The organism is Hymenobacter latericoloratus (assembly GCF_014199535.1).
GTDB lineage: Bacteria > Bacteroidota > Bacteroidia > Cytophagales > Hymenobacteraceae > Hymenobacter > Hymenobacter latericoloratus.
This window is the reverse complement of record NZ_JACHNV010000013.1, coordinates 13436-33479: the sequence shown is the minus strand read 5'-3', so window position 1 is coordinate 33479 and position 20044 is coordinate 13436. Positions and strand designations below refer to the sequence as shown.

25 protein-coding genes are annotated in these 20044 nt (G+C 63.9%); 16 read left to right on the top strand and 9 right to left on the bottom strand.

The annotated features are described in order from the left end of the window. Window positions 1-65 precede the first annotated feature (65 nt). The 8 genes from GGU46_RS22265 (at window position 66) to GGU46_RS21225 (ending at window position 6987) form a co-directional block, all read left to right on the top strand. Window positions 66-761 carry a plasmid pRiA4b ORF-3 family protein gene (locus GGU46_RS22265; RefSeq protein ID WP_246399144.1) on the top strand — a complete coding sequence of 232 codons (696 nt, stop codon included), beginning with the start codon at window positions 66-68 and terminating at the stop codon, window positions 759-761. Window positions 762-818: 57 nt separating this feature from the next. Continuing rightward, window positions 819-1436, top strand: a complete 618-nt coding sequence (locus GGU46_RS21255; RefSeq protein WP_183405520.1) for a recombinase family protein — start codon at window positions 819-821, stop codon at window positions 1434-1436. Window positions 1437-1455: 19 nt separating this feature from the next. After that, the gene (locus tag GGU46_RS21250; RefSeq protein WP_183405519.1) at window positions 1456-1608 is read left to right on the top strand and encodes a hypothetical protein; all 153 of its coding nucleotides are present in this window, start codon (window positions 1456-1458) and stop codon (window positions 1606-1608) included. 3 nt (window positions 1609-1611) lie between these two features. Then, window positions 1612-2847, top strand: coding sequence for an ISKra4 family transposase (locus GGU46_RS21245; RefSeq protein WP_183405518.1), 1236 nt, complete (start codon window positions 1612-1614; stop codon window positions 2845-2847). Between the two features lie 45 nt (window positions 2848-2892). Beyond that, window positions 2893-3576: a response regulator transcription factor gene (locus GGU46_RS21240; RefSeq protein WP_183405517.1), complete on the top strand. Its 684-nt coding sequence runs from the start codon at window positions 2893-2895 to the stop codon at window positions 3574-3576. Beyond that, window positions 3573-4865 carry a sensor histidine kinase gene (locus GGU46_RS21235; RefSeq protein WP_183405516.1) on the top strand — a complete coding sequence of 431 codons (1293 nt, stop codon included), beginning with the start codon at window positions 3573-3575 and terminating at the stop codon, window positions 4863-4865. Before GGU46_RS21240 ends, GGU46_RS21235 begins: the two co-directional genes overlap by 4 nt. 129 nt (window positions 4866-4994) lie before the next feature. Further along, entirely contained in the window at window positions 4995-5915 is a 921-nt protein-coding gene (locus GGU46_RS21230) for a YncE family protein (protein WP_125433154.1), read from the top strand. A gap of 424 nt (window positions 5916-6339) precedes the next feature. Then, the gene (locus GGU46_RS21225) at window positions 6340-6987 is read left to right on the top strand and encodes a phosphatase PAP2 family protein (protein WP_183405515.1); all 648 of its coding nucleotides are present in this window, start codon (window positions 6340-6342) and stop codon (window positions 6985-6987) included. A gap of 48 nt (window positions 6988-7035) precedes the next feature. On the opposite strand, the gene GGU46_RS21220 is transcribed toward GGU46_RS21225, so the two are convergent. Continuing rightward, window positions 7036-7626, bottom strand: a complete 591-nt coding sequence (locus GGU46_RS21220) for a TlpA family protein disulfide reductase (RefSeq protein WP_125433156.1) — start codon at window positions 7624-7626, stop codon at window positions 7036-7038. 151 nt (window positions 7627-7777) lie between these two features. Between GGU46_RS21220 and GGU46_RS21215 the strand changes: the two genes are divergently transcribed. From GGU46_RS21215 to GGU46_RS21180, 8 genes are all read left to right on the top strand, one after another. Further along, the gene (locus GGU46_RS21215; RefSeq protein WP_246008998.1) at window positions 7778-8101 is read left to right on the top strand and encodes an ArsR/SmtB family transcription factor; all 324 of its coding nucleotides are present in this window, start codon (window positions 7778-7780) and stop codon (window positions 8099-8101) included. 64 nt (window positions 8102-8165) lie between these two features. Then, on the top strand, window positions 8166-8984 hold the full coding sequence (locus GGU46_RS21210; protein WP_125433157.1) for a sulfite exporter TauE/SafE family protein: 819 nt from the start codon (window positions 8166-8168) through the stop codon (window positions 8982-8984). 59 nt (window positions 8985-9043) lie between these two features. Beyond that, complete coding sequence (locus GGU46_RS21205; protein WP_125433158.1) at window positions 9044-10405, top strand: MBL fold metallo-hydrolase; 1362 nt, start codon at window positions 9044-9046, stop codon at window positions 10403-10405. A 38-nt stretch (window positions 10406-10443) separates the two neighbouring features. Beyond that, window positions 10444-10785, top strand: a complete 342-nt coding sequence (locus GGU46_RS21200; protein ID WP_125433159.1) for a rhodanese-like domain-containing protein — start codon at window positions 10444-10446, stop codon at window positions 10783-10785. A gap of 75 nt (window positions 10786-10860) precedes the next feature. Next, window positions 10861-11421 carry a YeeE/YedE family protein gene (locus tag GGU46_RS21195; RefSeq protein WP_125433160.1) on the top strand — a complete coding sequence of 187 codons (561 nt, stop codon included), beginning with the start codon at window positions 10861-10863 and terminating at the stop codon, window positions 11419-11421. A gap of 8 nt (window positions 11422-11429) precedes the next feature. Next, window positions 11430-11840, top strand: coding sequence for a DUF6691 family protein (locus GGU46_RS21190; protein ID WP_125433161.1), 411 nt, complete (start codon window positions 11430-11432; stop codon window positions 11838-11840). Between the two features lie 106 nt (window positions 11841-11946). Continuing rightward, window positions 11947-12345: an OsmC family protein gene (locus GGU46_RS21185; RefSeq protein WP_125433162.1), complete on the top strand. Its 399-nt coding sequence runs from the start codon at window positions 11947-11949 to the stop codon at window positions 12343-12345. 34 nt (window positions 12346-12379) lie between these two features. Further along, entirely contained in the window at window positions 12380-13735 is a 1356-nt protein-coding gene (locus GGU46_RS21180; RefSeq protein WP_246417750.1) for an MFS transporter, read from the top strand. A gap of 6 nt (window positions 13736-13741) precedes the next feature. On the opposite strand, the gene GGU46_RS21175 is transcribed toward GGU46_RS21180, so the two are convergent. The 8 genes from GGU46_RS21175 to GGU46_RS21140 all read right to left on the bottom strand — a co-directional run bounded on the left by GGU46_RS21175 (window position 13742) and on the right by GGU46_RS21140 (window position 19978). Further along, window positions 13742-14017, bottom strand: coding sequence for a YidH family protein (locus tag GGU46_RS21175; protein ID WP_125433164.1), 276 nt, complete (start codon window positions 14015-14017; stop codon window positions 13742-13744). A gap of 17 nt (window positions 14018-14034) precedes the next feature. Continuing rightward, the gene (locus GGU46_RS21170) at window positions 14035-14697 is read right to left on the bottom strand and encodes an MBL fold metallo-hydrolase (protein WP_125433165.1); all 663 of its coding nucleotides are present in this window, start codon (window positions 14695-14697) and stop codon (window positions 14035-14037) included. Window positions 14698-14760: 63 nt separating this feature from the next. Then, window positions 14761-15405, bottom strand: coding sequence for a TMEM175 family protein (locus GGU46_RS21165; protein WP_125433166.1), 645 nt, complete (start codon window positions 15403-15405; stop codon window positions 14761-14763). Between the two features lie 3 nt (window positions 15406-15408). Continuing rightward, window positions 15409-15657, bottom strand: a complete 249-nt coding sequence (locus tag GGU46_RS21160) for a hypothetical protein (RefSeq protein ID WP_125433167.1) — start codon at window positions 15655-15657, stop codon at window positions 15409-15411. An 80-nt stretch (window positions 15658-15737) separates the two neighbouring features. After that, window positions 15738-17618 (bottom strand): cytochrome c oxidase subunit I, encoded by a 1881-nt coding sequence (locus tag GGU46_RS21155; RefSeq protein WP_246008999.1) that lies wholly within the window; start codon window positions 17616-17618, stop codon window positions 15738-15740. A 75-nt stretch (window positions 17619-17693) separates the two neighbouring features. Beyond that, the gene (locus GGU46_RS21150) at window positions 17694-18458 is read right to left on the bottom strand and encodes a substrate-binding domain-containing protein (RefSeq protein ID WP_125433168.1); all 765 of its coding nucleotides are present in this window, start codon (window positions 18456-18458) and stop codon (window positions 17694-17696) included. Window positions 18459-18471: 13 nt separating this feature from the next. Next, on the bottom strand, window positions 18472-19428 hold the full coding sequence (locus tag GGU46_RS21145) for a molybdate ABC transporter substrate-binding protein (RefSeq protein ID WP_125433169.1): 957 nt from the start codon (window positions 19426-19428) through the stop codon (window positions 18472-18474). Window positions 19429-19483: 55 nt separating this feature from the next. After that, on the bottom strand, window positions 19484-19978 hold the full coding sequence (locus tag GGU46_RS21140; RefSeq protein WP_125433170.1) for a DsrE family protein: 495 nt from the start codon (window positions 19976-19978) through the stop codon (window positions 19484-19486). Between the last annotated feature and the right edge of the window lie 66 nt (window positions 19979-20044).

Here is a 20044-nt window from a genome sequence, read left to right as displayed (position 1 = left end):
TGGGGCAGTGGGGAGGTAGCTGTCTTGCGGGTTAACTTGGGAAACTCTCCTTATCCGTGAAAGCGATGCGCCAGCCAGCAGTTGCTGCTCCTACCGTATCTGGTACTGACCGGCTGCAGGCCGTCTACCAGCTCAAAATTCATCTGCTAGGCATCAGCCCGCAAATCAGCCGGCGGGTGCTGGTGCGGGGCGACACGACCCTGGCCGAGCTGCACCACGTCTTCCAAGTGGTGATGGGCTGGGAGAACTGGCACCTGCACAGCTTCCATCTCTGGGGCAAGGACTACGGCATCTGCTACGCGGGCGGCACGTGGTTTACCGACGATGCCCGGCGGATCCACTTGGGCGATTTCGAGTGGCGGGTCAAGGACCGGTTCACGTACACGTACGATTTTGGCGACTACTGGCAGCACCAGGTGCGGGTCGAGAAAATACTGTCTGCAACGGCGTTAGCGGCCCACCCGGTATGCATCAGTGGCCGCCGGGCCTGTCCCCCAGAAGAGGTCGGTGGTCCCCGCGGCTACGACCAGCGCACGCTCGACCAGTTCTCGTGGAGCTACGAAGCCGTGGACCGGCTGCTGGCCGGCGAAAATATCTTCGCCGACGACGTGCCGACCTGGTTCTGGACCTACCGCCCGGAGCACTTCGACAAGGCACAAGTCAATGCCCGCTTGGCCAAAGTGTATCAACTTAAGGGTAATCCCGATTTCCTGCTTTCGCAGGGCGGCTACGACTACTTCTTCGCGGATGTGACGTCGTGAAAACTGTATCAGGAAAACCAAGTGGTTTCGTTGATACAGCCCAGGTAGCTTTGCACGATGCAACAGGCGGTTATTTTCGTGCGCGTCTCCAAAAAGGAGCAGGACTACCAGCGGCAGGTGGAAGATCTGCGCGCCGTGGCCCAGAGCCAGGCCGTGCAGGTCGTGGCCGAGATTGCGGAGAAGATTAGTGGGGCGAAAAGGAATCAGGAGCGGGAAGGGATTCAGCAGTTATTGGCGCTGAGCCGCCGGGGCGCCATTCAGAAAGTGTTGGTCAGCGAAGTCTCGCGCCTGGGCCGCTCCACGGTGGAAGTGCTGCAGATTGTCGAAGAACTGACCCAATTGGGCATCAGCATCTACGTCCAAAACTTCGGGATTGAAACCCTCAAAAACGGCAAGCGGAATCCGGTGGCGCAGTTTATGTTCACCCTGCTGGCCGAGTTTGCCCGCCTGGAACGCGAAACCTTGCGCGAGCGCATTCTCTCCGGCATGGACGAGGCGCGGCGGCAAGGCGTCACGATTGGTCGCCCCGTGGGCGCAACGGAGGAAAAGGCCGTCTTTCTAAAAAAGTATGCGGCTGTCGCCCGGCAGCTGCGCGCGGGCCAGAGCGTACGTAACACGGCGAAGCTGTGCGACGTGGCCATCAATACGGTGCGTAAAGTGAAAGCCATGCTGTAATCCTTACCCCCCCAGTCCCATGAACTTCAAATTACAACTGGTGGCTTGTCAGTCAGAAGGCGACGAGCCTACCCTCGAAGACGTGTTCACCTGGAGCCGGGAGGACCTAAGCTTAGCCAACGTGGGCCTGACGCTGGCCGAATCGAAAGCGCTGCTGCAACGCCTTCAGTAAAAGATGATTGCGCAGCAGGTAGCGGTACACCTGCAGGCGCAGCAGCCCAGCGGGTTACGCAAGAAAGGCAGCTACCCGCTCCAGCTGAAAACCTTGTTTGGAAACGTTACAGTGGATAGCCCGCGCTACTATCTGCCTCCCACCGAGGCGGGGCCTAAGACTTTCAGCCCCCTCCAGCACCTGTTTCCGCAGCACGTGACGCCGGAGCGGCTGTACCTGGAAACCAAGTGGGCCAGCCTGATTCCCTACCAGAAAACGGCAGATTTGCTCCACGACGTGCTGCCCCTGAGTGCGAAACTATCGGGCACAACCGTCCAGCAGCACCTGCACGCCGTGGTCGAGGCGCAGGAGAAGCAGCTGCCGCAGGAAGTGGCCCCTTTTCACGGCGTTTGCCAGCGCGACCGCGAGGCCTTGCCGTGCCCGCCCCGCCCGCTGGTGGTCGGCCTCGACGGCGGCTACGTCCGGCACTGGCACAAAAAAGGCTGTTTCGAGGTGATTGCGGGCAAAAGCATTCCAGCCGAAGGGGGCGCCAAATGCTTCGGCTTCGTGCAGGAAGTCGATGCCAAGCCGCGACGCCGGGTATTTGAAGTCCTGCGTTCGCAGGGGCTGCAAGCCAATCAGTCGGTGGAATTCTTCACGGACGGCGCCGCGGTGCTGCGGTCGCTGACCAGTTATTTGAGTGCGGAGTCCACGCATATCCTGGACTGGTTTCACCTGACCATGCGCCTGACGGTGCTCCAGCAATACGCGCTGGGATTTGCTCAGGTCGACGCGGCCGGGGGAAAAGCGCTACAGGACGGCTTGACCAGCATCAAATGGCACCTCTGGCACGGCAACGCCCAGCGGGCCCTGGAGAAAATACGGGACCTGGACGACGCCCTCGCCGTACACCAGGACGACCCGCTCGTGGCCCGGAAATACAGCAAGTGTAAGCCGCTGGCCCGGCTACTGGCTGATTTTCATACCTACGTGGAGCAGAACAGCGGCTTCATCGTGGACTACGCCGAGCGCCAGCGCTACGGCGAACGCGTCTCCACCGGCTTTGTGGAGTCGGCGGTCAATCAGGTGCTGGCCAAGCGAATGGTGAAGCGCCAGCAGATGCAGTGGACCAAGAAAGGCGCGCACCTGCTCGTGCAGGCCCGCACCAAGGTGCTCAACGAGGAGTGGGAAGACTGTTTTCGGCAGCAATACCCCGGCTTCCGGACCCTGCCAGCGGAGTCCCTACCGATGGCCGCTTAACCCCACTGCCCCACACTTTTTGATGCTCTCCATTCTTCCGTGCCCATGAAATTACTTATCGTAGAAGACGAGCCGGAGCTGACGGCCAGCCTGCTCAGCCACCTGCAAGACCAGCAGTACGTGTGCGAAGTGGCCACCACTTTTGCCGAAGCCGAGGAGAAGCTGTTGCTCTTTGAGTACGACTGCGTGTTGCTGGACCTGACCCTGCCCGGCGGCGACGGCCTGGAGCTGCTGCGCCAGCTCCAGGCCCGCCAGCAGGCCGATGGCGTCATCATCACGTCGTCGCGCGATGCGCTCGACGACCGCATCACCGGCCTGCGCCTCGGGGCGGACGACTACCTGCCCAAGCCGTTTCACCTGTCGGAGCTGAGTGCCCGCATCGCAGCTCTGGTGCGGCGGCGGCGCTTCAACGGGTCGAACCTGGTGCAAGCCGGCCCACTCACGGTAGACGTGCTGGCGCGCCAGGCCACGGTGCGCGGGCAGCCGTTGCTGCTCACGCGCAGCGAGTACGACCTGCTGCTGCTGCTGCTCGCCAACCAGAACCGGGTGGTCATGAAATCGACCATTGCCGAGCATATCTCGGGCGACATGGCCGAGCATTTCAACTCTTACGAGCCGGTGTACACCCACGTCAAAAACCTTAAACGCAAACTCAGCGAACTGGGCATCGGCGACAGCCTGCGCACGGTGTACGGGCTGGGGTACCGTTTTGAGCTGCCTTCCGCATGAAGCCGGCGCGTCCCGTAAAGCTCCTGCTGCGCACGCTGCGCGCGCAGCTGGTATACGCCGGGCTGGTTTCCCTGGCCGGCACGTTCGTCTTCTATTTCGTGCTGCAGCAGCTTTACTACGCCGACGTGGACGAGGCGCTGCTGCTACGCCGCGAGGAAGTAGTCCGAAAGCTGCCGTTGGTGCCGCGCGCGCAGGACCTTGCCCTGTGGATGAAGCTTGACCGCGACCTGGTCATCCGGCCATTGGGCCGGGAGCCTGCCGGGCCGGAACGCATAGCAGGGGAATTGCGCTACGACTCGCTGGCCAAAGAGATGGAGCCTTACCGGACGCTTACGACTACGGTGCGCTACCACGGCCACCCCTACCGGCTGGTGCTGCGCAGCTCGCTCGTGGAAAGCGAGGACCTGTTGGCGGCCATTGGGGTGGCGCAGGCGGGGCTGCTGGTGGTGCTGCTCGGCGGGCTGGTGCTGGTGCAGCAGCGCGTGGCCCGCCGCCTGTGGCGGCCGTTCTACGAAACGCTGGCCCAACTGCGTCGCTTCCGCCTCGACCAGCGCGTGCCGGTGGAGCTGACGCCGTCGCCCACACTGGAATTCCAGGAGCTCAACGCCGCCCTGACCGACTTGCTTACCCAGCATCGCCGGCTGTACCACAGCCAGAAAGAATTCACCGAGAACGCGGCGCACGAGATGCAGACGCCCCTGGCCGTGCAGCACACCAAGCTGGAGCTGTTGGCCCAGCAGCCCAATTTGGGCGAAGCGCAAGCCCAGCACATCGGAGCCTTGCTGGACGTCACGCAGCGGCTGGCCCGACTGAATCGCAGCCTGCTGCTGCTGGCTCGTCTCGAAAACCAGCAATTTACCGCCGACGAGGAAGTGGACCTGCGGCGGGTGCTGACCACCATTGTCAAGCAATTACAGGAAGAAATCGAAGCCGCGCAGTTGAACGTGCAGCTCGCGGCCGACCATCCCGTGTGGCTGCGGGGCAACTCGACGCTGCTGGAGATTTTGGTGAGCAACCTGGTCGTGAACGCCATCCGGCACAACCAAACCGGGGGGGCAATTGCGGTGACGCTCACGCCGCAACGCCTGACGGTGGCAAATACCGGACGGGCCGCGGCCCTGCCCGCCGGCCGGGAATTTGCCCGCTTCCGCAAGGATGCCTTGAGCGCCCCCGGTGGCGTCGGGCTGGGGCTGGCCATTTCGCGTCAAATCTGCGACACGTGCGGCCTGCAATTAGCCTACGACTTCGAGGTGCCCAACTGGCACCGCTTCACGGTGAGTTGGACCTGAGCCCTTTCTCCAGCACTTTTTATGCAAAATTCAATAGGCTGGGGAGCACTCAGCATGCTGCTGGGCCTGGTGGCAAGTGGCTGTCAATCGAATAGCCGAGCCGACCAGCCGACGGCTGTTGCACGGCCCGTGAAAGCACTGCTTTACCTGGAGCGGACGATAGCACTGCCCCAGGTAAAAGGTGGGTTCGACCTGATGGCCCTGGATGCCGCCGGTCAGCGGCTATTCGTAGCCGCCGAAGACAATCACAGCGTCGAAGCAGTGAACGTGGGCACTGGCCGCGCCCTGGCCAGTCTGCCCGGCTTTGCGGAGCCCAAGTGGGTGGTGTACCGGCCCGAAGGAAATTGCCTGTTCGTCTCAACGGGCGGCGACGGGCGCGTCACCGAGCTGGACGGTGCCACGTATCAGCGGGTACGTACCTATGCCTTCCGCGAGGCCTGCAACAACCTGCGCTTCGACAGCGCGGCGCACCAGTTAGTTGTGGGTGTGGGCAAAAGCTTTGGGGCCCTTGGGCTGCTGGATGTGGCTCACCACGTCAAGACCGGCGAAATCCCCTTGGCGGGCTACGCCAAGCAGTTCGAGCTGGACGGCCGGCGGGTATACGTCAACGAGCCGGCCCTTAATCAGGTCGAGGTGATTGACCGGCAAACCCGGAAAAGCATCGCGACCTGGCCGGTCACGGGGGGAGGCCAGAATATCCCGATGGCGCTGGATGGTGCGCACCACCGGCTTTTTGTGGCCTGTGCGCCGGGTCGGCTGGTGGTGTTCGCCACCCCGGGCGGTCGCCAGGTGGCCAGCTTGCCCATCAGTCCCGGTGCCGACGGTATTTATTACGACGGCCGCCGGGCGCAGCTCTACATCTCCTGTGGGGCCGGGACGCTGGAAATTGTCAAACAGCAAACGCCTGACCGCTACCAGCTGAGCCAGTCGCTGCCTACGGTTAAAGGAGCCGGCACTAGCTTGTATTCTCCGGTGCTCGACCGCCTCTTTCTGGCTACTCCCCAGTCCGCCGGCCATGCCGCCGCCATCCGCTGCTATAAGCCCGATTGAGTTAATCAGCCACAACATTTCCGCCGGTAGCCGCCGGCAGCACCTTGGGGTAGCCTGCACGCTTCGCTGTCTAGGCCGCTGCCTGCCTAACCGTCCACGGTAGCACGAGGGCTGAGACGACACGGCACTCAACTTTCGCTCAGAATGCGACGCTAATTTTCGCCTATTGCTCAACGCTGAGTCTCGCGTGGCTGTAGCCAGCATCATTGAGCGGGTTACGCTTCGGTCAACTCTTCCCGTTATGCCAATGGTGCCGTCCTCTTTGTTTGCCAACGTTCTGACTCGTGCCTGGATGGTTGGCCTGCTGTGTTTCAGTACCAAGGCTATTTGTTTGGCGCAGGTACTACTACCGAAAGACTCCTCTTTGAGCAGGACGGCGACCATACCAACCACCGTAGGCCCCCGCAATCCTTTCCGCCCCACGTTGCGGCAGTTAGCTGTGCCGGCGCTACTGTTGGGAGTGGCCACCCTGGGTACCGAGGGCGTGGACGCACTGGAAACGGACGAGGCCATTCAAGCTTCCGTCAAAAGGCACTTTCCTCGTTTTGAAACCTCTCTCGACGACCAGCTGCGCCATATGCCGGCCGTGGCCACGCTGGGCCTGAGCCTGGCCGGTGTGAAGGGCGTGCACAGCACCGTTAATCAGGGCGTGATTTTCTTCCTGGCCTACACCATCAACAACACCCTGACCAGCAACCTAAAAAATCTGGCCCACGTCGAGCGGCCCTACGGCAACCAGGACTACAGCTCCTTTCCCAGCCAGCACACCAGCGCCGCGTTTGCCGCCGCCACCTTCCTGCACCGCGAGTACGGCGGCCGGAGCATCTGGTACAGCGTGGGCGGGTACTCGGTGGCCACGGCCACGGCGACCATCCGGGTGCTGGGCAACAAGCACTGGCTCTCCGACGTGCTGGCCGGCGCCGGCGTGGGCATCCTGTCTACGGAGCTGGCCTACTGGGCCTACCCGCTGGTGCACCGGGTGCTGCTGCGCGGCCTGCAGGACCGGGCCATGGTGGTGCCCCTTTACAACAACGGCGCGCTGGGAGCCGCCGTGTGCCTGACGCTACGCTAAGCCGTTCTGCCCCGAATGACATGGTGGGGACTTTGCAGCAGAAGCGGCTCAGCGGGAAAGTTTCTCCAGCGCCGCTTTAAACTCGGACGTGTCGTACTCGGCCATGCCATCGTGGCGGGCGGCCACCTGCCCATCGGGGCCGAGGATGACGGTGGAGGGAATGGAGTTGGAATCGAACGGCGCGGGCAGGTTGCCGGTGCGCAGGTACACCGGAAAGGTGTAGCTCTGGCTTTTAACGAACTTCCGGGCCTTGGCCGCATCATCGTCGAGCGAGAGCATTACGAAGGCCACCTTCGCGGGGTCCATTTTTTTATACAGGGCTTCGATGCCGGGCATCTCGGCGCGGCAGGGCGGGCACCAGCTGGCCCACAGGTTCACGAACACGACTTTGCCTTTCAGCTCGCTCAGGTTAACTGGCTGGCCGTCGAGGGTGACCATCGGCAGGTTGTGGGGATAGGCGGTGCCGCTGGTGAGCACCACCGGCACCGCGGCTGGAGCGGCGGGCACTTCGGCTTTCCAGAGGCCGGTGGCCAGCAGGCCGCGCTGCACGCCGCCGAGTACGATAGGCCGCAGGGGCGTGAACAGGACCAGCGCGAACAGGACCCAGGGAAGCCACTGCAATAAGTTCTTACGGTTCATAACGGGGGCTTAAGGAATTGGCCGGGGCCGCCGCGCGGCCCTTGGGGCGCTTGACCCGGGAGCAGGCCAGCGAGAAAAAATGAACTTGCTGGAACAAAGATACGGACAATACTTGTAAGCATGAACAAATGTTCATACATTTGTTCAACCTATGACGACCGCCGCTTCCCCCGCCCCCATTGAGCTTGGCCTCGACATCGAGAAGATGGAGAAGGTGGCCTTTATTCTCAAGACCACGGCCCACCCCACCCGCATTGCCATCGTGCAGCTGCTGGCGGCCACCGACAGCCTGTCGGTGTCGGACATCAGCGAAAAGCTGAACGTGGAGCAAAGCCTGCTCTCCCACCACCTCACGGGCATGAAGCTCAAAGGCATCCTGAGCAGCTCCCGCGAGGGCAAAAACATCTACTACGCCCTGAAAATGCGCGAAGTCATCGACGTGATTCAGTGCCTGGCCGCGTGCACTTTCCTATAGGAATCGCGGCTTTTTTTGCCGCAATACATGAACACCCTTTCATAAATTCATACATCCCCCGCTCATGCTCCATTACTTCGGCTACTTCGCCGCCATTTTCATTGGCCTTTCGCTGGGCATCATGGGTGGGGGTGGCTCCATTCTCACAGTGCCGGTGCTGGTGTATTTGATGGGGGTGAGCCCGGTGCTGAGCACGGCCTATTCGCTGTTCGTGGTGGGCTCTACCTCGGTGGTGGGGGCTTCGGGCTACTTCCGCAAGAGGCTGGTGTCGCTGCGCACGGCCATTGTGTTCTTGCTGCCTTCGCTGGCGGCGGTGTTTCTGGTGCGCAAGGTGCTCATGCCGGCCATTCCGCACGTGCTGTTCACGATGGGTAGCATCGTCTTTACCAAAGACCTGCTGGTGCTGGTGGCCTTCGCCGTGCTGATGGTGGTGGCGGCCACCTCCATGATTCGCAGCAAGCAGGCCGTTGAAGTGCTGGGGGAGGAACTACACCACAAGCACACCTTTAACTACCCGCTCATTCTCACCATTGGCCTGGTGGTGGGCACGCTCACGGGCTTTGTGGGGGCGGGCGGCGGCTTTCTCATCATCCCGGCCTTGGTGCTGGGGGCGCGCCTGCCAATGAAGCTGGCCGTGGGCACATCGCTGGCCATTATTGCTCTGAACTCGCTCATTGGCTTCACAGGGGACCTGAGCGCGGGCACGCCCATCGCCTGGCCGTTTTTGCTGGGCTTCCTGGCCTTTGCCCTCGGCGGCATCGTGCTGGGCACCTACCTGGCCCGCTTCATTCCGGGGGCCAAGCTCAAGCCCGCTTTTGGCTGGTTTACGCTGGCCATGGGCACGTTTATTCTCACCAAGGAGCTGCTGTTTCACCACGCATAACGCTTCCTTTTCCGCCTTCTCACCTCCCGATTCTCTCACCCGTTTTTTCGTTGCTTCCCATGAAAATCGAACAGTTTGAAGACAAGGGCCTGGCCCACTTCTCCTACGCCATCCTGAGCGAGTGCGCCCGGGAAATCGTGCTGGTGGACCCCGCCCGCGACCCGCAGCCCTACTACGACTTCGCCCGGCAGCACGACGCACAAATCGTGGCCGTGCTCGAAACCCACCCCCACGCCGATTTCGTCTCCTCGCACCGCGAAGTTGCGCAACATACCGGCGCGGTTATCCGCGTGAGCAAGCTGCTGGGGGCCGAGTACGCGCACGAAGCGTTTGACGACGGCGACTCGTTCACGGTGGGCAAGCTCACCTTCCGGGCCCTGAACACGCCCGGCCACTCGCCCGATTCGGTGAGCACCGTGCTCATCCGGGAGGGCCGGGACGTGGCCGTGTTCACGGGCGACACGCTGCTCATCGGCGACGTGGGGCGGCCCGACCTGCGCGAAAAGGCCGGCAACCTGACCGCCAAGCGCGAAGAGCTGGCCAAGCAGCTGTACCACAGCACCCGCGAGAAGCTGATGACGCTGGCCGACGACGTGCTGGTGTACCCTGCCCACGGTGCGGGCTCGCTCTGCAGCAAGGCCACCAGCACGGCCAGCAGCAGCACCATCGGGGCCGAGAAAAACGGCAACTACGCCCTGCGACCCCAATCCGAGGAGGCCTTCGTGCAGGAGCTGCTGGCCGACCAGCCCTTCATTCCCAAGTACTTCGGCTACGACGTGGACCTGAACAAGGCCGGCGCGCCCGACTTCGCGCCCGGCGTGGCCCGGGTGCCGCGCCTGGCCGTAGGCGAGGCCCTGGCGGCCGGCGTGGTCATCGTCGACACGCGCCCCGAAGCGGAGTTCAAGCGCGGCCACCTGCCCCAGGCGATTAACATTCAGCAGGGGGGCAAATTTGAAACCTGGCTGGGCTCCCTCGTAGGGCCGACGGAACGGTTTTACCTCCTGGCCGCCGACGGGGCGGTGCTGGATGATGTGATTCGCAAAACGGCCAAAATTGGCTACGAGCCCCTGATTCTGGGCGCGCGGGTGGGCTCGCCGGGCCACGAGGAAACGATGCCGGCGCTGGACGTGGAAGCGTTTCGCGCCCACCCCGACCGCTACACCGTCGTGGACATCCGCAACCCGTCGGAGCACGCCCACGAGCCGCTGTTTGCCGGCTCGCTGAGCATTCCGCTGCCGGAACTGCGCGAGCGGGCCGGGGAAATTCCGACCGGTAAGCCGGTGGTGGTGCACTGCGCCGGCGGCTACCGCTCGGCGGCGGGCAGCAGCATCGTGGCCCCGGCCCTGCCGGGCACGTCGGTCTTCGATTTGGGCGAGGCCGTAAAGTCTTTTCCCGTGCTGGCCGGGGCCGTTCACGCCTAAGGCCTGACACCCCCGTTTAATCTATTTTATTCTTTCCCATGTTCAATTTCCTGAAATCCTCCGCCCCGGCTTATCACAACCTGCCCCCGGCCCAGTTTTCCACCGAAATCCGGCAGCCCGGCGCGGTGCTGCTGGACGTGCGCCGGCCCGACGAGTTTGCCCAAGGCCACCTGCCCGGCGCGGTGAACATCGAAGTGACTGCGCCCGATTTTGCCCAGCGCGTGGCCAGCCTCGACCAGCAGGCCCCCACCTACGTGTACTGCCGCAGCGGGGCGCGCTCGGCCAAAGCGGCCGACCAACTGGCAAAGGCCGGTTTCACACACGTTGCCAACCTGCTCGGCGGCGTGCTCGACTGGCCCGAGCCGCTGACCACGCGCTAACGCATAGGCCGCTCACAATTTCTCTCGTGTGCCCCGCTCCGTCGAGCGACCGGGGCACTTATTAGCGCTTGATTTATGCTTGAACTTCTGCAACAGCCCTGGCCCTGGTACGTGGCCGGGCCCCTCATCGGCCTCACGGTACCGGCCCTGCTGCTCGTGGGCAACAAGGCGCTGGGCATCAGCTCCTCGCTGCGCCATATCTGCGCCGCCTGCGTGCCGGCCGGCATTCCGTTCCTGCAGTACAACTGGCGGGCCGAAAGCTGGAACCTGATGTTCGTGCTCGGCATTGCGCTGGGCGGCTTCATCGGCTACCGGCTCATGGGCCACCCGGACGTGGTGGGCATCTCGGCCGAAACCGTGCGCGACCTGAAGGCGCAGCTGCACCTGACGGACTTCTCCGGGCTGCTGCCGCGCGAGCTGTTTGCGCTCGATAACCTGGCGAACTGGAAGGGCTGGTTCTTTTTGGTGCTGGGCGGCTTTCTGGTGGGCTTCGGCACGCGCTACGCGGGCGGCTGCACCTCGGGCCACGCCATCTCGGGCCTGTCGAACCTGCAATGGGTGTCGCTGGTGGCCGTTATCGGCTTTTTTGCCGGCGGTTTGCTGATGACCTGGCTGATTTACCCGCTGCTGTTTTAATACGCCCCATGAAATACCTCAAGTACCTGGTGCTGGGCACACTGTTCGGCATCATTCTCACCAAAAGCGAAGTCATCAGCTGGTTTCGGATTCAGGAGATGTTCCGCTTCCAGGCTTTCCACATGTACGGCGTCATCGGCTCGGCCGTGGTAGTGGGGCTGATTTCGATTCAGCTCATCAAGCGCAATCACCTGAAAACCCTCGGTGGCAAACCCATCGTGATTGCCGACAAGAAATTCAGCCACGGCGTCTGGATTGGCGGCCTCCTATTCGGGTTGGGCTGGGCCATTACCGGGGCCTGCCCCGGCCCGTTGTTCGCGCAGCTGGGCAGCGGCGTGCCGGCGGCCGCAGTCATGATTCTGGCGGCGCTGGCGGGCACCTGGACGTACAGCGCGCTGCGCGAAAAGCTGCCTAACTGAACTGTTACCGACCACTCGTCACGACCGCTCGCCTTCGCCCAGCCGGCCCAATGCTTCCTGCCGTTAAAGGCGTTGCCTACGTTGCCGTTCTAACCCCTGCCCTTCTATGACCACCCTCACCGGCCGCCTTGATGCTGCCCCTTACCGCACCGCCATTTCCCTGGAACGGGGCCGCACGCTGCTCGCCGATGAGCCCGCCGACCGCGGCGGCCAAGACCTGGGTCCCTCCCCGGGCGAGCTGCTTGCCGCCTCGCTCAGCGCCTGCACCTGCATCACGCTGCGGATGTACGCCGACCGCAACCAGTGGCCCTTGCGGGACATCGAAGCCGTGGTGACATTTGAGCGGGACGAGCGGCAGGTGATTACCCGGCTGGACGTGGTGCTGCGCCTGCAGGGCGAGCTCAGTGACGAGCAGCTCCAGCGCCTGCTGCGCGTGGCCCACCAGTGCCCCATCCACAAAACGCTCATGGCGGCGGTGCCACTTTCGGTGCAGCTGGCCGGCTAGCGGAGGAAAACCCGACCGCTGGCGGGGGTATAAGATGTTCGTTGTAATCAAGCAGAGCTACAAGATGCCCACTCAACTCGGTTTGCGCGCCAACTGGCGGCAGTTCGCGCTGCTGGTGCTCGTCAACGCCTTCGTGGGCGGCATGGTGGGGCTGGAACGCACCATTCTGCCCCGGCTGGCTGAGCAGGAGTTTCACCTGGTGGCGCGCTCGGCCATTCTGTCCTTCATCGTGGTGTTCGGCTTGACTAAGGCCGTGGCTAACTACTACGCCGGCGCCTGGGCCGGGCGGATGGGACGCAAAAACCTGCTGGTGCTGGGCTGGGCCTTCGGGCTGCCCGTGCCATTGTTGTTGCTCTGGGCCCCGAGCTGGGGCTGGGTGATTTTCGCCAACGTGCTGCTGGGCCTGAACCAGGGCCTGGCCTGGTCGAGCACGGTGGTCATGAAAATGGACCTGGTAGGGCCGAAACAGCGCGGCCTGGCCATGGGCCTAAACGAGTCGGCTGGCTACCTGGCCGTGGGGGCTACCGCCTTTGCCTCCGGGTGGCTGGCCACGGAGTACGGTCTGCGCCCTTATCCGTTTTATCTGGGCATTTCCTTGGCGGTGCTGGGGCTGCTGGGCAGCCTGCTGGTGCGCGACACCCGAGTTCACGTGGCCCTGGAAGCGGCGCAGGCCCCCGCCACGCCGACCGGCCCCCGCCTGTCGTTCTGGGACGTAAGCTGGCGGCACCCCAACCTGGGCTCCGTGACGCAGGCGGGCTTAATCAACAACCTCAACGACGGCTTGGTGTGGGGCCTGCTGCCGCTGCTGCTGGCCAGCAAGGGCTTCACACTGACGCAGATTGGTACGGTGGCGGCCGTGTACCCGGCCGTGTGGGGCCTGGGCCAGCTGCTGACGGGCCCGCTGGCCGACCGGCTCTGCAAGAAAGACCTGCTCTTCTGGGGTATGCTGCTGCAAGGAGTCGTGCTGCTGGCCATGCTGTTTACCGACACCTACCCCGCCTTTGTGCTGCTGGCGGCGCTGCTCGGCGCGGGCACGGCCCTGGTGTACCCCACGTTTCTGGCGGCGGTGGCCGAATACGCCCCGGCCCCGCAGCGGGCGCGCAGCGTGGGCATCTTCCGCTTCTGGCGCGACATGGGCTATGCCATCGGGGCGCTGCTGACGGGCGGGCTGGCCGATGCGTTCGGGCTCCCAGCGGCGCTGGCGGCCATCGGGGGCCTCACGGTGGTTTCGGCGGTGGTTATTCAGCGGCGAATGTCGTGCGCGCCCAAGGCCAATGCCTCAGGGGTGCCCCGTTCCTGCCCGGCACCCACGGCGCCGGAGCAGCCGGTGGTGACAGGGCCGCGATGGTCATTTCAACCCCGAGCAGGTTGGGACTTGACGCTCAGCTAAGCGGCCTCAGTTCTCGCCCAGCTGGCAGGTGGCCAGTTGCCGGCGATGTACCCGAAAGCGCCACAGGCCGACTGCCAGCACCAGGGCCGCCACGGCCAGCGCCGAGTAGCCCAGCCGCCCGCCCCGCTCGGGGTGAAATTGCAGCAAGGCCAGCCCAAAGCCCACCAGTGCCAGACTGGTGCGCACGTAGGTCAGCAAAGTACGCTCGTTGGCCAGGCGGGTGCGCTGCAAGGCCAGTTGGTCCGAAAGAGGAAGTGAAGGGATGGGAGTTGTCGCAGACATCAGAACAGAGGGAGAGACTACGCAAGGGTAATGGCATCGCCCGGCTCGCCCAGGCGATGAAATACGATACCTTGCTTTTCGAAATAGGGCCCGTAATTCTCGTAGCGCTGCTGCACGAAGAAGGGCTTGAGGTAGCCATCGTGCACCGGCAGAATCTGCCTGGGCCGCATCTTCAGGGCAAAGTCGGCCACTACCAGTTCCGTGAGGAAGGGCGCGGTGACGGGCAGCACTAGCAACTCTATCCCCGCAAACTGGAGAAGGTTCCCAGCGAAGGAATCGGCGGGGTTCAACACCTTGCCATTCACCAGCCAAGCCGTCATTTGGGGCAGCGGGCTATCGAGAATGGCCTCGTGCTGCACCGGGATGGCCAGCAGCTGAAACGCGCCTAAATCCAGCGGACCTTCCTCGTGAATTTGCACCGTCAGACCGTGCGCTTTCAGTTTGGCGGCCACTTCGCGGTTGGAAACGATGACGGCCTGGCGCAGGGCCACGATTTTCTGCAGCGCTTCCACGTCGAGGTGGTCGGGGTGGTCGTGGGTGATGAGGACGACGGAAACGTCCTTGAAAACCTCGGGCTTGACCAGGCCTTCGTTGAAAGAAAACTTGCCGGGGTCGAAGAGGATTTGCTGGCCGTCCAGCTCGAACAACAGGCAGGAGTGGATGTATTTGGTGATGCGCATGGCGTTGGGAAAGGCAGGCTGTTAGACAAGTACGCGCCGCTGGCCGGCACGTTCCCAATTGGTTCAGTCGCCCAGCCAGCGGTCGGCCACTAGGCCCAGGGCGTAGTTGAGCTGCACGAGCAGCAGCAGGATAGCCCCGGCATACACGCTCACGAAGCACAGCCCGGCCGCCGCCGCGTAGAGCACCTGCATCAGCCCGATGCGGCGCACCAACGCCCGACTCACGGCCGCATCCACGGCCCGCAAGAGGCTGTGCCGCTCGGCGTAGCGGTAGCTGCCCAGCAGGGCCGCTCCCACCAGCAGCAGGTTGGCCCAGTACACCAGCACCGCCCCGCGCAGGGGGAAATGGGTGGTGAGAAACGCCGTGGAAAACGTCAGCAGCCCCACCACCAGCAGAAAGGCAATGTGCCACCAGGCCAGCCGCCGGTCGCTGTGCTCCAGGTAGGTGAACTGCGTACTCTGGCACACCCAAAAGATGCCCAGCGACAGGAACCCCAGCACGTAGCCCCCGATGCTGGGCAGTAGCTCCAGCAAGGCCGGCCCCACGTCGGCCTCGGTGCGCACGAGGGCGGCGGCCGGCACCCGCAGGTTGAGCACGAGCAGGGTCATGGCGATGGAAAACACGCCGTCGCTGAGCGACTCGATGCGGCGCAGGTTTTGGGCCGCCACGGCGGTGTAGGCTACGGGCGGGGCGTGCGGCGCGGCCACGGGCTAACGGGGCGAAGCCGTCCGGCGGTGGTCCCGCTTGTCGTCTTTTTTGACCAGCTTGGGCTCTTTGCTCAGGCTTTCGCCGTGCGTGACGTGGCCGTCGTGCCGGGCGCGCCGGTTTTCGCGCACCATTTTGGCGTCGACTTTGCCCTCTTTTTTGAGCATCTTATCGCCCTGCTGGGCGTGCGTGGTCAGGCTAAGGCCCAACAGGGCGAGCGCGGCGGCGAAGGAAAAACGGCGGGTTGGGGACATCGGAGCAGCGAAAAAGTACGGGGTTAAATGTAGGGCCTGGCCCTTTTAGTAGCGGGAAAACCAGGTGGTTTCGGGGGAAATTATTCTCCGCGGGCCTGGCTTGGCAGGGCCTGCTCCTGCGGCAGGTTCGACTCCGGGGTTTGGGAGAAGGGCACGGTTTGGGGGATGAAGTCGGCCGCTGCGCCGGGCTTGCTGTAGTCATAGGGCCAGCGGTACACGGCCGGAATTTCGCCCGGCCAGTTGCCGTGGGGCGTGTCCACGGGCGTGGTCCACTCCAGCGTGGTCGAGTTCCACGGGTTCTGGGTGGCGCGGCGGCCCCGCCACATGCTGTAGAAGAAGTTGAACAGGAACACGAACTGCGCCAGGAATACCACGATGGCCGCCAGCGAAATCAGTCGGTTCAGGTCGGCAAACTGCGAGAACATGTCGAAGCCCGTCCAGGAGTAGTAGCGGCGCGGGAAGCCGGCAATGCCCAGGTAGTGCATGGGCATGAACACCAGGTACACGCCCACGAAGGTGAGCCAGAAATGCAGGTTGCCCAGCTTCTCGTTCAGCATGCGCCCGAACAGCTTCGGGAACCAGTGGTACACGCCCGCAAACATGCCGAAGAAGGCCGCCGAGCCCATCACCAGGTGAAAGTGGGCCACCACGAAGTAGGTGTTGTGCAGCTGGATGTCGAGCGTGGCGTTGCCCAGCACGATGCCCGTGAGGCCGCCGGCCACGAACAAGCTCACGAAGCCGATGCTGAAGAGCATGGCCGTGGTGAAGCGGATGTTGCCCCGCCAGAGCGTGGCCAGCCAGTTAAACGTCTTCACCGCCGAGGGCACGGCGATAATCAGGGTCAGGAACATGAACACCGAGCCCAGGAAGGGGTTCATGCCCGTCACGAACATGTGGTGGCCCCACACCACGAACGAGAGCAGCAGGATGCCCGCCAGCGAGCCAATCATGGCCCGGTAGCCGAAAATGGGCTTGCGGGCGTTGGTGGCCAGGATTTCCGACACGATGCCCATGCCCGGCATAATCACGATGTACACCTCGGGGTGCCCCAGAAACCAGAACAGGTGCTGGTAGAGCACCGGCGAGCCGCCCTGGTTGCTGAGCGCCTGCCCGGCGATGTAGATGTCGGAGAGGAAGAACGAGGTGCCAAACGAGCGGTCGAACACGAGCAGCAGCAGCGCGGCCAGCAGCACCGGAAACGTGAGCACCCCCAGAATGGCCGTCATCAGAAACGCCCAGATGGTGAGCGGCAGCTTGGTCAGGCTCATGCCCCGGGTGCGCAGGTTGAGAATGGTGGTGATGTAGTTCACGCCGCCCAGCAGCGTGCTCACCACGAAGAGCACCATGCTCACGAGCCAGAGCGTCTGGCCCAGGCCCGAGCCGGCAATGGCCTGCGGCAGGGCCGAAAGCGGCGGGTACACCGTCCAGCCGCCGGCCGCCGGGCCGGTTTCCACGAAGAGCGAGGCAAACATGACGGCGCTCGACAGGAAGAAAAACCAGTACGAGAGCATGTTCATGAAGCCCGAGGCCATGTCCCGCGCCCCAATCTGCAGGGGAATGAGCAGGTTGGAAAACGTGCCGCTGAGGCCCGCCGTGAGCACGAAAAACAGCATGATGGTGCCGTGCATCGTCACCAGGGCCAGGTAAAACTCGGGGTTGAGCTTGCCCTCCACAATCCAGTGGCCCAGCACCGGCCGCAGCCACGCCATCGAGCCTTCCGGCCAGCCCAGCTGCAGGCGAAACAGCGTGGAGAGCGTGCCCGCCACCAGCGCCCAGGCCATGCCCGTGAGCAGGTACTGCTTGGCAATGGTCTTGTGGTCCTGGCTAAACACGTAGCGAAACAGCCACGACGGCGTTTCGGGGGCCTCATGGGCCGTCGCAGCATCGGCTGCGACGGGCACGGGAACCGCTAGGGAGCCCGCAGCGGGGTCAGGCAGGGGCATAAGGGGGAAGTCAGCCATGGCGTACGGCGATAAAAGCGTGAAACACAAAGAGACTGGTAACCCGGCCCGCCCGGTGCCCGGCCGTGAGCAGCCCTATTCCCAGCCGTGGCGGCGGAAAATGCCGTGCCCCTCGGTCGACTGCAGAAAGGCCACGAACTGCCGGGCCGTGGCCGCCTGGGTGGTGCGCTGGGTCAGGGCGATGGGCGTGCCCCGGTACACGCGCTGGCCGCGTGGCAGGCGCACCAGGGCCGAGCCAGGCAGGCGCGGCTGCCAGGAGGCGTAGGTAATCCAGGCGTCGTAGTCCTGGGGCTTTTGCTGCCAGAGGTCCACGGCCTCGGCGCTGGTTTTCACCGACGTTTTGGTGTTGTGCTGCAGGTTGGCGATGAGGGCGCTGCTGCGGGCCATGTCCTCGGTCATGCCCATCTGGCCGGCCCCGTTCACGTCGAGCAGGCGCACGCCGGGCCGGGCCAGGTCTTCGAGCCGCTTGATGTGCAGCGGGTTGCCGGCGCGCACCAGCACCGCCGACTCGCGGGCGTAGAGGCTGGTGCGGCTGGCTTCGTCGAGGAAGCCGGGGTGAGCCAGCGCCGTTTGGGTGAGCATGTACTCGGCCCCGCCGTACACCACGTCGGCATCCTGCTGGGCCTGTTCGAACCACTTGGGCTCGGGGCCGGCCGTGACCTCTACCGCCAGGCCGGTTTGCTTGGTGAAGGCGGCAGCGCACTCCTTCATGGCCGTGGCCGGGCCGCCGGGGCCGTACACGTGCAGGGTTTGGGCGGCGGCCGGCGCGGCCGCGAGCAGAGCAGGAGACATGAGCAATAGCGCGAAGCGGCGGAGCAGGGTGAGCAGGGACGTTTTCATGGGTAGCAAGGCGTTACTTAACGGGCGGCAAAAAGCCGTATTTCTGGTACACGGCCTGCCCGGCGGGGCTGTTCAGGAAGGCCACGAAGTCCTCGGCTGCCTTGGCGTGGGGCGCGGCTTTCATCACCCCGGCCACGTAGTTGGCCAGGATGTTTTCCTTGGCCGGGATGGCCACGGTTTCCACCGGGTGGCCCAGCATTTTCTGATAAAAGGCCTCCGTGTACCACACCGGGGCCGCGTCGGACTGGTCATACAGCACCCGCAGGGGCGACTGGCGGTGGTGAATCTGGGTCAGGTAGGTGCTGCCGGCTTTCACTTTGGTGGTCATCACGGCCGTTTTCAGGGCCGCGCCGCCGGCCTTCTCGTACGATTCCTCGATGCGCTTGCCGATGCCTTCCCATTCGGGGTTGGGCATGCTCACCCGCACCTCGGGCCGGCCCAGGTCGCGCAGGCTGGTCACCTTCTTGGGGTTGCCCTGGCGCACCAGGATGGCCAGCCGGTTCTGGGCGTAGCTGGTGGTGCGGGCAAACCACTCCGGCGTCATGTCCATGCGGTTTTTGCCGGCCGCGTACACGTCGGGCTTCAGCTCGATGCGCATATTGCCCAGCACCAGGCTACCCTGCGCAATCTGCTGGGCCAGGATGCCGGGCGGCAGCGTCTCCACGAAAATCCGCACGTACTCGGGGTGGGCCTTGCGAAATTCCTTCAGCAGGTCATCGAGCACCATGAACTGGTTGCCCCCGAAAAACACCACCAGCTGCGGGTCCACCACGTCGCCGTAGAGGTCGGGCGCATTGTCGATGCCCGGCACCGTGAAGGGCACCCCGGCCTGAAACGGCGCATTCCAGGGCGGGTCGAAGCGGTGGGCCGGCTCGGGCGGCGTGGGCTTTTGGGTGGGCATGGTCTGGGCGGAAAGGGCAGCCGGGGCGGCCAGTGCCAGCGCCAGCAGCAGGTGCGGAAGGAGTTTCATGGGGTTGGGGTAAGGAAAGCGGAGAAAAGCACGAAAGCCGCGGGGAGCCCGGCGCTTACGGGTGCACCAGCGACCAGCCCTGGGCCTGGCGGATAATCAGCTCACCGTTGCCGCTGGGCACGTAGGAAATCAGGGGCAGCAGCTCGTCCTTGCTGATTTTCCTTTCCTTCAGCGTGTTTAGGCACTGGGCCAGAATCACGCCTTTCTGCTTGAGGGCCGTGAGCTGGGCTTCGTAGGGCTGGTCCTTGCGGTAGAGCGCGGTGCCCCCGCCGAAGGCAATCAGCTCCACGGTGAGCTTGCCTTTCAGCCGCGTATCCTCCAGCGCGTTGCCGATGTTGCGCAGCGTCTGCTGGATGAGCTTGGGGTCGTCGCTGTCGAGCTGGTAGATGACGTGGTACTGGGCCTGGTCGGCCGTAGCCCCCTGGAAGGTGCCTTTCTGAAAGGCTTCGCGGTCATTCATGGCGGTGGCATTCGTGGTGGCGGTTGTCTGGGCTCGGGCCGAAAGGGTGAGGCCGGCGAGCAGCGCGGCGGTCAGCAGCAGGTGTTTCATGGGAATTGGGGTAAGAGCACCGGCCGAACGGGGTGCGGGTTGCGTGAAAACGAGAGGCGATGATGG

What these genes read in the sequence shown, in the direction of transcription:
- GGU46_RS22265 (WP_246399144.1), top strand. Translation starts at nt 66, where the DNA reads ATGCGCCAGCCAGCAGTTGCTGCTCCTACCGTATCTGGTACTGACCGG.
- GGU46_RS21255 (WP_183405520.1), top strand. Translation starts at nt 819, where the DNA reads ATGCAACAGGCGGTTATTTTCGTGCGCGTCTCCAAAAAGGAGCAGGAC.
- GGU46_RS21250 (WP_183405519.1), top strand. Translation starts at nt 1,456, where the DNA reads ATGAACTTCAAATTACAACTGGTGGCTTGTCAGTCAGAAGGCGACGAG.
- GGU46_RS21245 (WP_183405518.1), top strand. Translation starts at nt 1,612, where the DNA reads ATGATTGCGCAGCAGGTAGCGGTACACCTGCAGGCGCAGCAGCCCAGC.
- GGU46_RS21240 (WP_183405517.1), top strand. Translation starts at nt 2,893, where the DNA reads ATGAAATTACTTATCGTAGAAGACGAGCCGGAGCTGACGGCCAGCCTG.
- GGU46_RS21235 (WP_183405516.1), top strand. Translation starts at nt 3,573, where the DNA reads ATGAAGCCGGCGCGTCCCGTAAAGCTCCTGCTGCGCACGCTGCGCGCG.
- GGU46_RS21220 (WP_125433156.1), bottom strand. Translation starts at nt 7,626, where the DNA reads ATGAACCGTAAGAACTTATTGCAGTGGCTTCCCTGGGTCCTGTTCGCG.
- GGU46_RS21215 (WP_246008998.1), top strand. Translation starts at nt 7,778, where the DNA reads ATGACGACCGCCGCTTCCCCCGCCCCCATTGAGCTTGGCCTCGACATC.
- GGU46_RS21210 (WP_125433157.1), top strand. Translation starts at nt 8,166, where the DNA reads ATGCTCCATTACTTCGGCTACTTCGCCGCCATTTTCATTGGCCTTTCG.
- GGU46_RS21205 (WP_125433158.1), top strand. Translation starts at nt 9,044, where the DNA reads ATGAAAATCGAACAGTTTGAAGACAAGGGCCTGGCCCACTTCTCCTAC.
- GGU46_RS21200 (WP_125433159.1), top strand. Translation starts at nt 10,444, where the DNA reads ATGTTCAATTTCCTGAAATCCTCCGCCCCGGCTTATCACAACCTGCCC.
- GGU46_RS21195 (WP_125433160.1), top strand. Translation starts at nt 10,861, where the DNA reads ATGCTTGAACTTCTGCAACAGCCCTGGCCCTGGTACGTGGCCGGGCCC.
- GGU46_RS21190 (WP_125433161.1), top strand. Translation starts at nt 11,430, where the DNA reads ATGAAATACCTCAAGTACCTGGTGCTGGGCACACTGTTCGGCATCATT.
- GGU46_RS21185 (WP_125433162.1), top strand. Translation starts at nt 11,947, where the DNA reads ATGACCACCCTCACCGGCCGCCTTGATGCTGCCCCTTACCGCACCGCC.
- GGU46_RS21180 (WP_246417750.1), top strand. Translation starts at nt 12,380, where the DNA reads ATGTTCGTTGTAATCAAGCAGAGCTACAAGATGCCCACTCAACTCGGT.
- GGU46_RS21175 (WP_125433164.1), bottom strand. Translation starts at nt 14,017, where the DNA reads ATGTCTGCGACAACTCCCATCCCTTCACTTCCTCTTTCGGACCAACTG.
- GGU46_RS21170 (WP_125433165.1), bottom strand. Translation starts at nt 14,697, where the DNA reads ATGCGCATCACCAAATACATCCACTCCTGCCTGTTGTTCGAGCTGGAC.
- GGU46_RS21160 (WP_125433167.1), bottom strand. Translation starts at nt 15,657, where the DNA reads ATGTCCCCAACCCGCCGTTTTTCCTTCGCCGCCGCGCTCGCCCTGTTG.
- GGU46_RS21155 (WP_246008999.1), bottom strand. Translation starts at nt 17,618, where the DNA reads ATGGCTGACTTCCCCCTTATGCCCCTGCCTGACCCCGCTGCGGGCTCC.
- GGU46_RS21150 (WP_125433168.1), bottom strand. Translation starts at nt 18,458, where the DNA reads ATGAAAACGTCCCTGCTCACCCTGCTCCGCCGCTTCGCGCTATTGCTC.
- GGU46_RS21145 (WP_125433169.1), bottom strand. Translation starts at nt 19,428, where the DNA reads ATGAAACTCCTTCCGCACCTGCTGCTGGCGCTGGCACTGGCCGCCCCG.
- GGU46_RS21140 (WP_125433170.1), bottom strand. Translation starts at nt 19,978, where the DNA reads ATGAAACACCTGCTGCTGACCGCCGCGCTGCTCGCCGGCCTCACCCTT.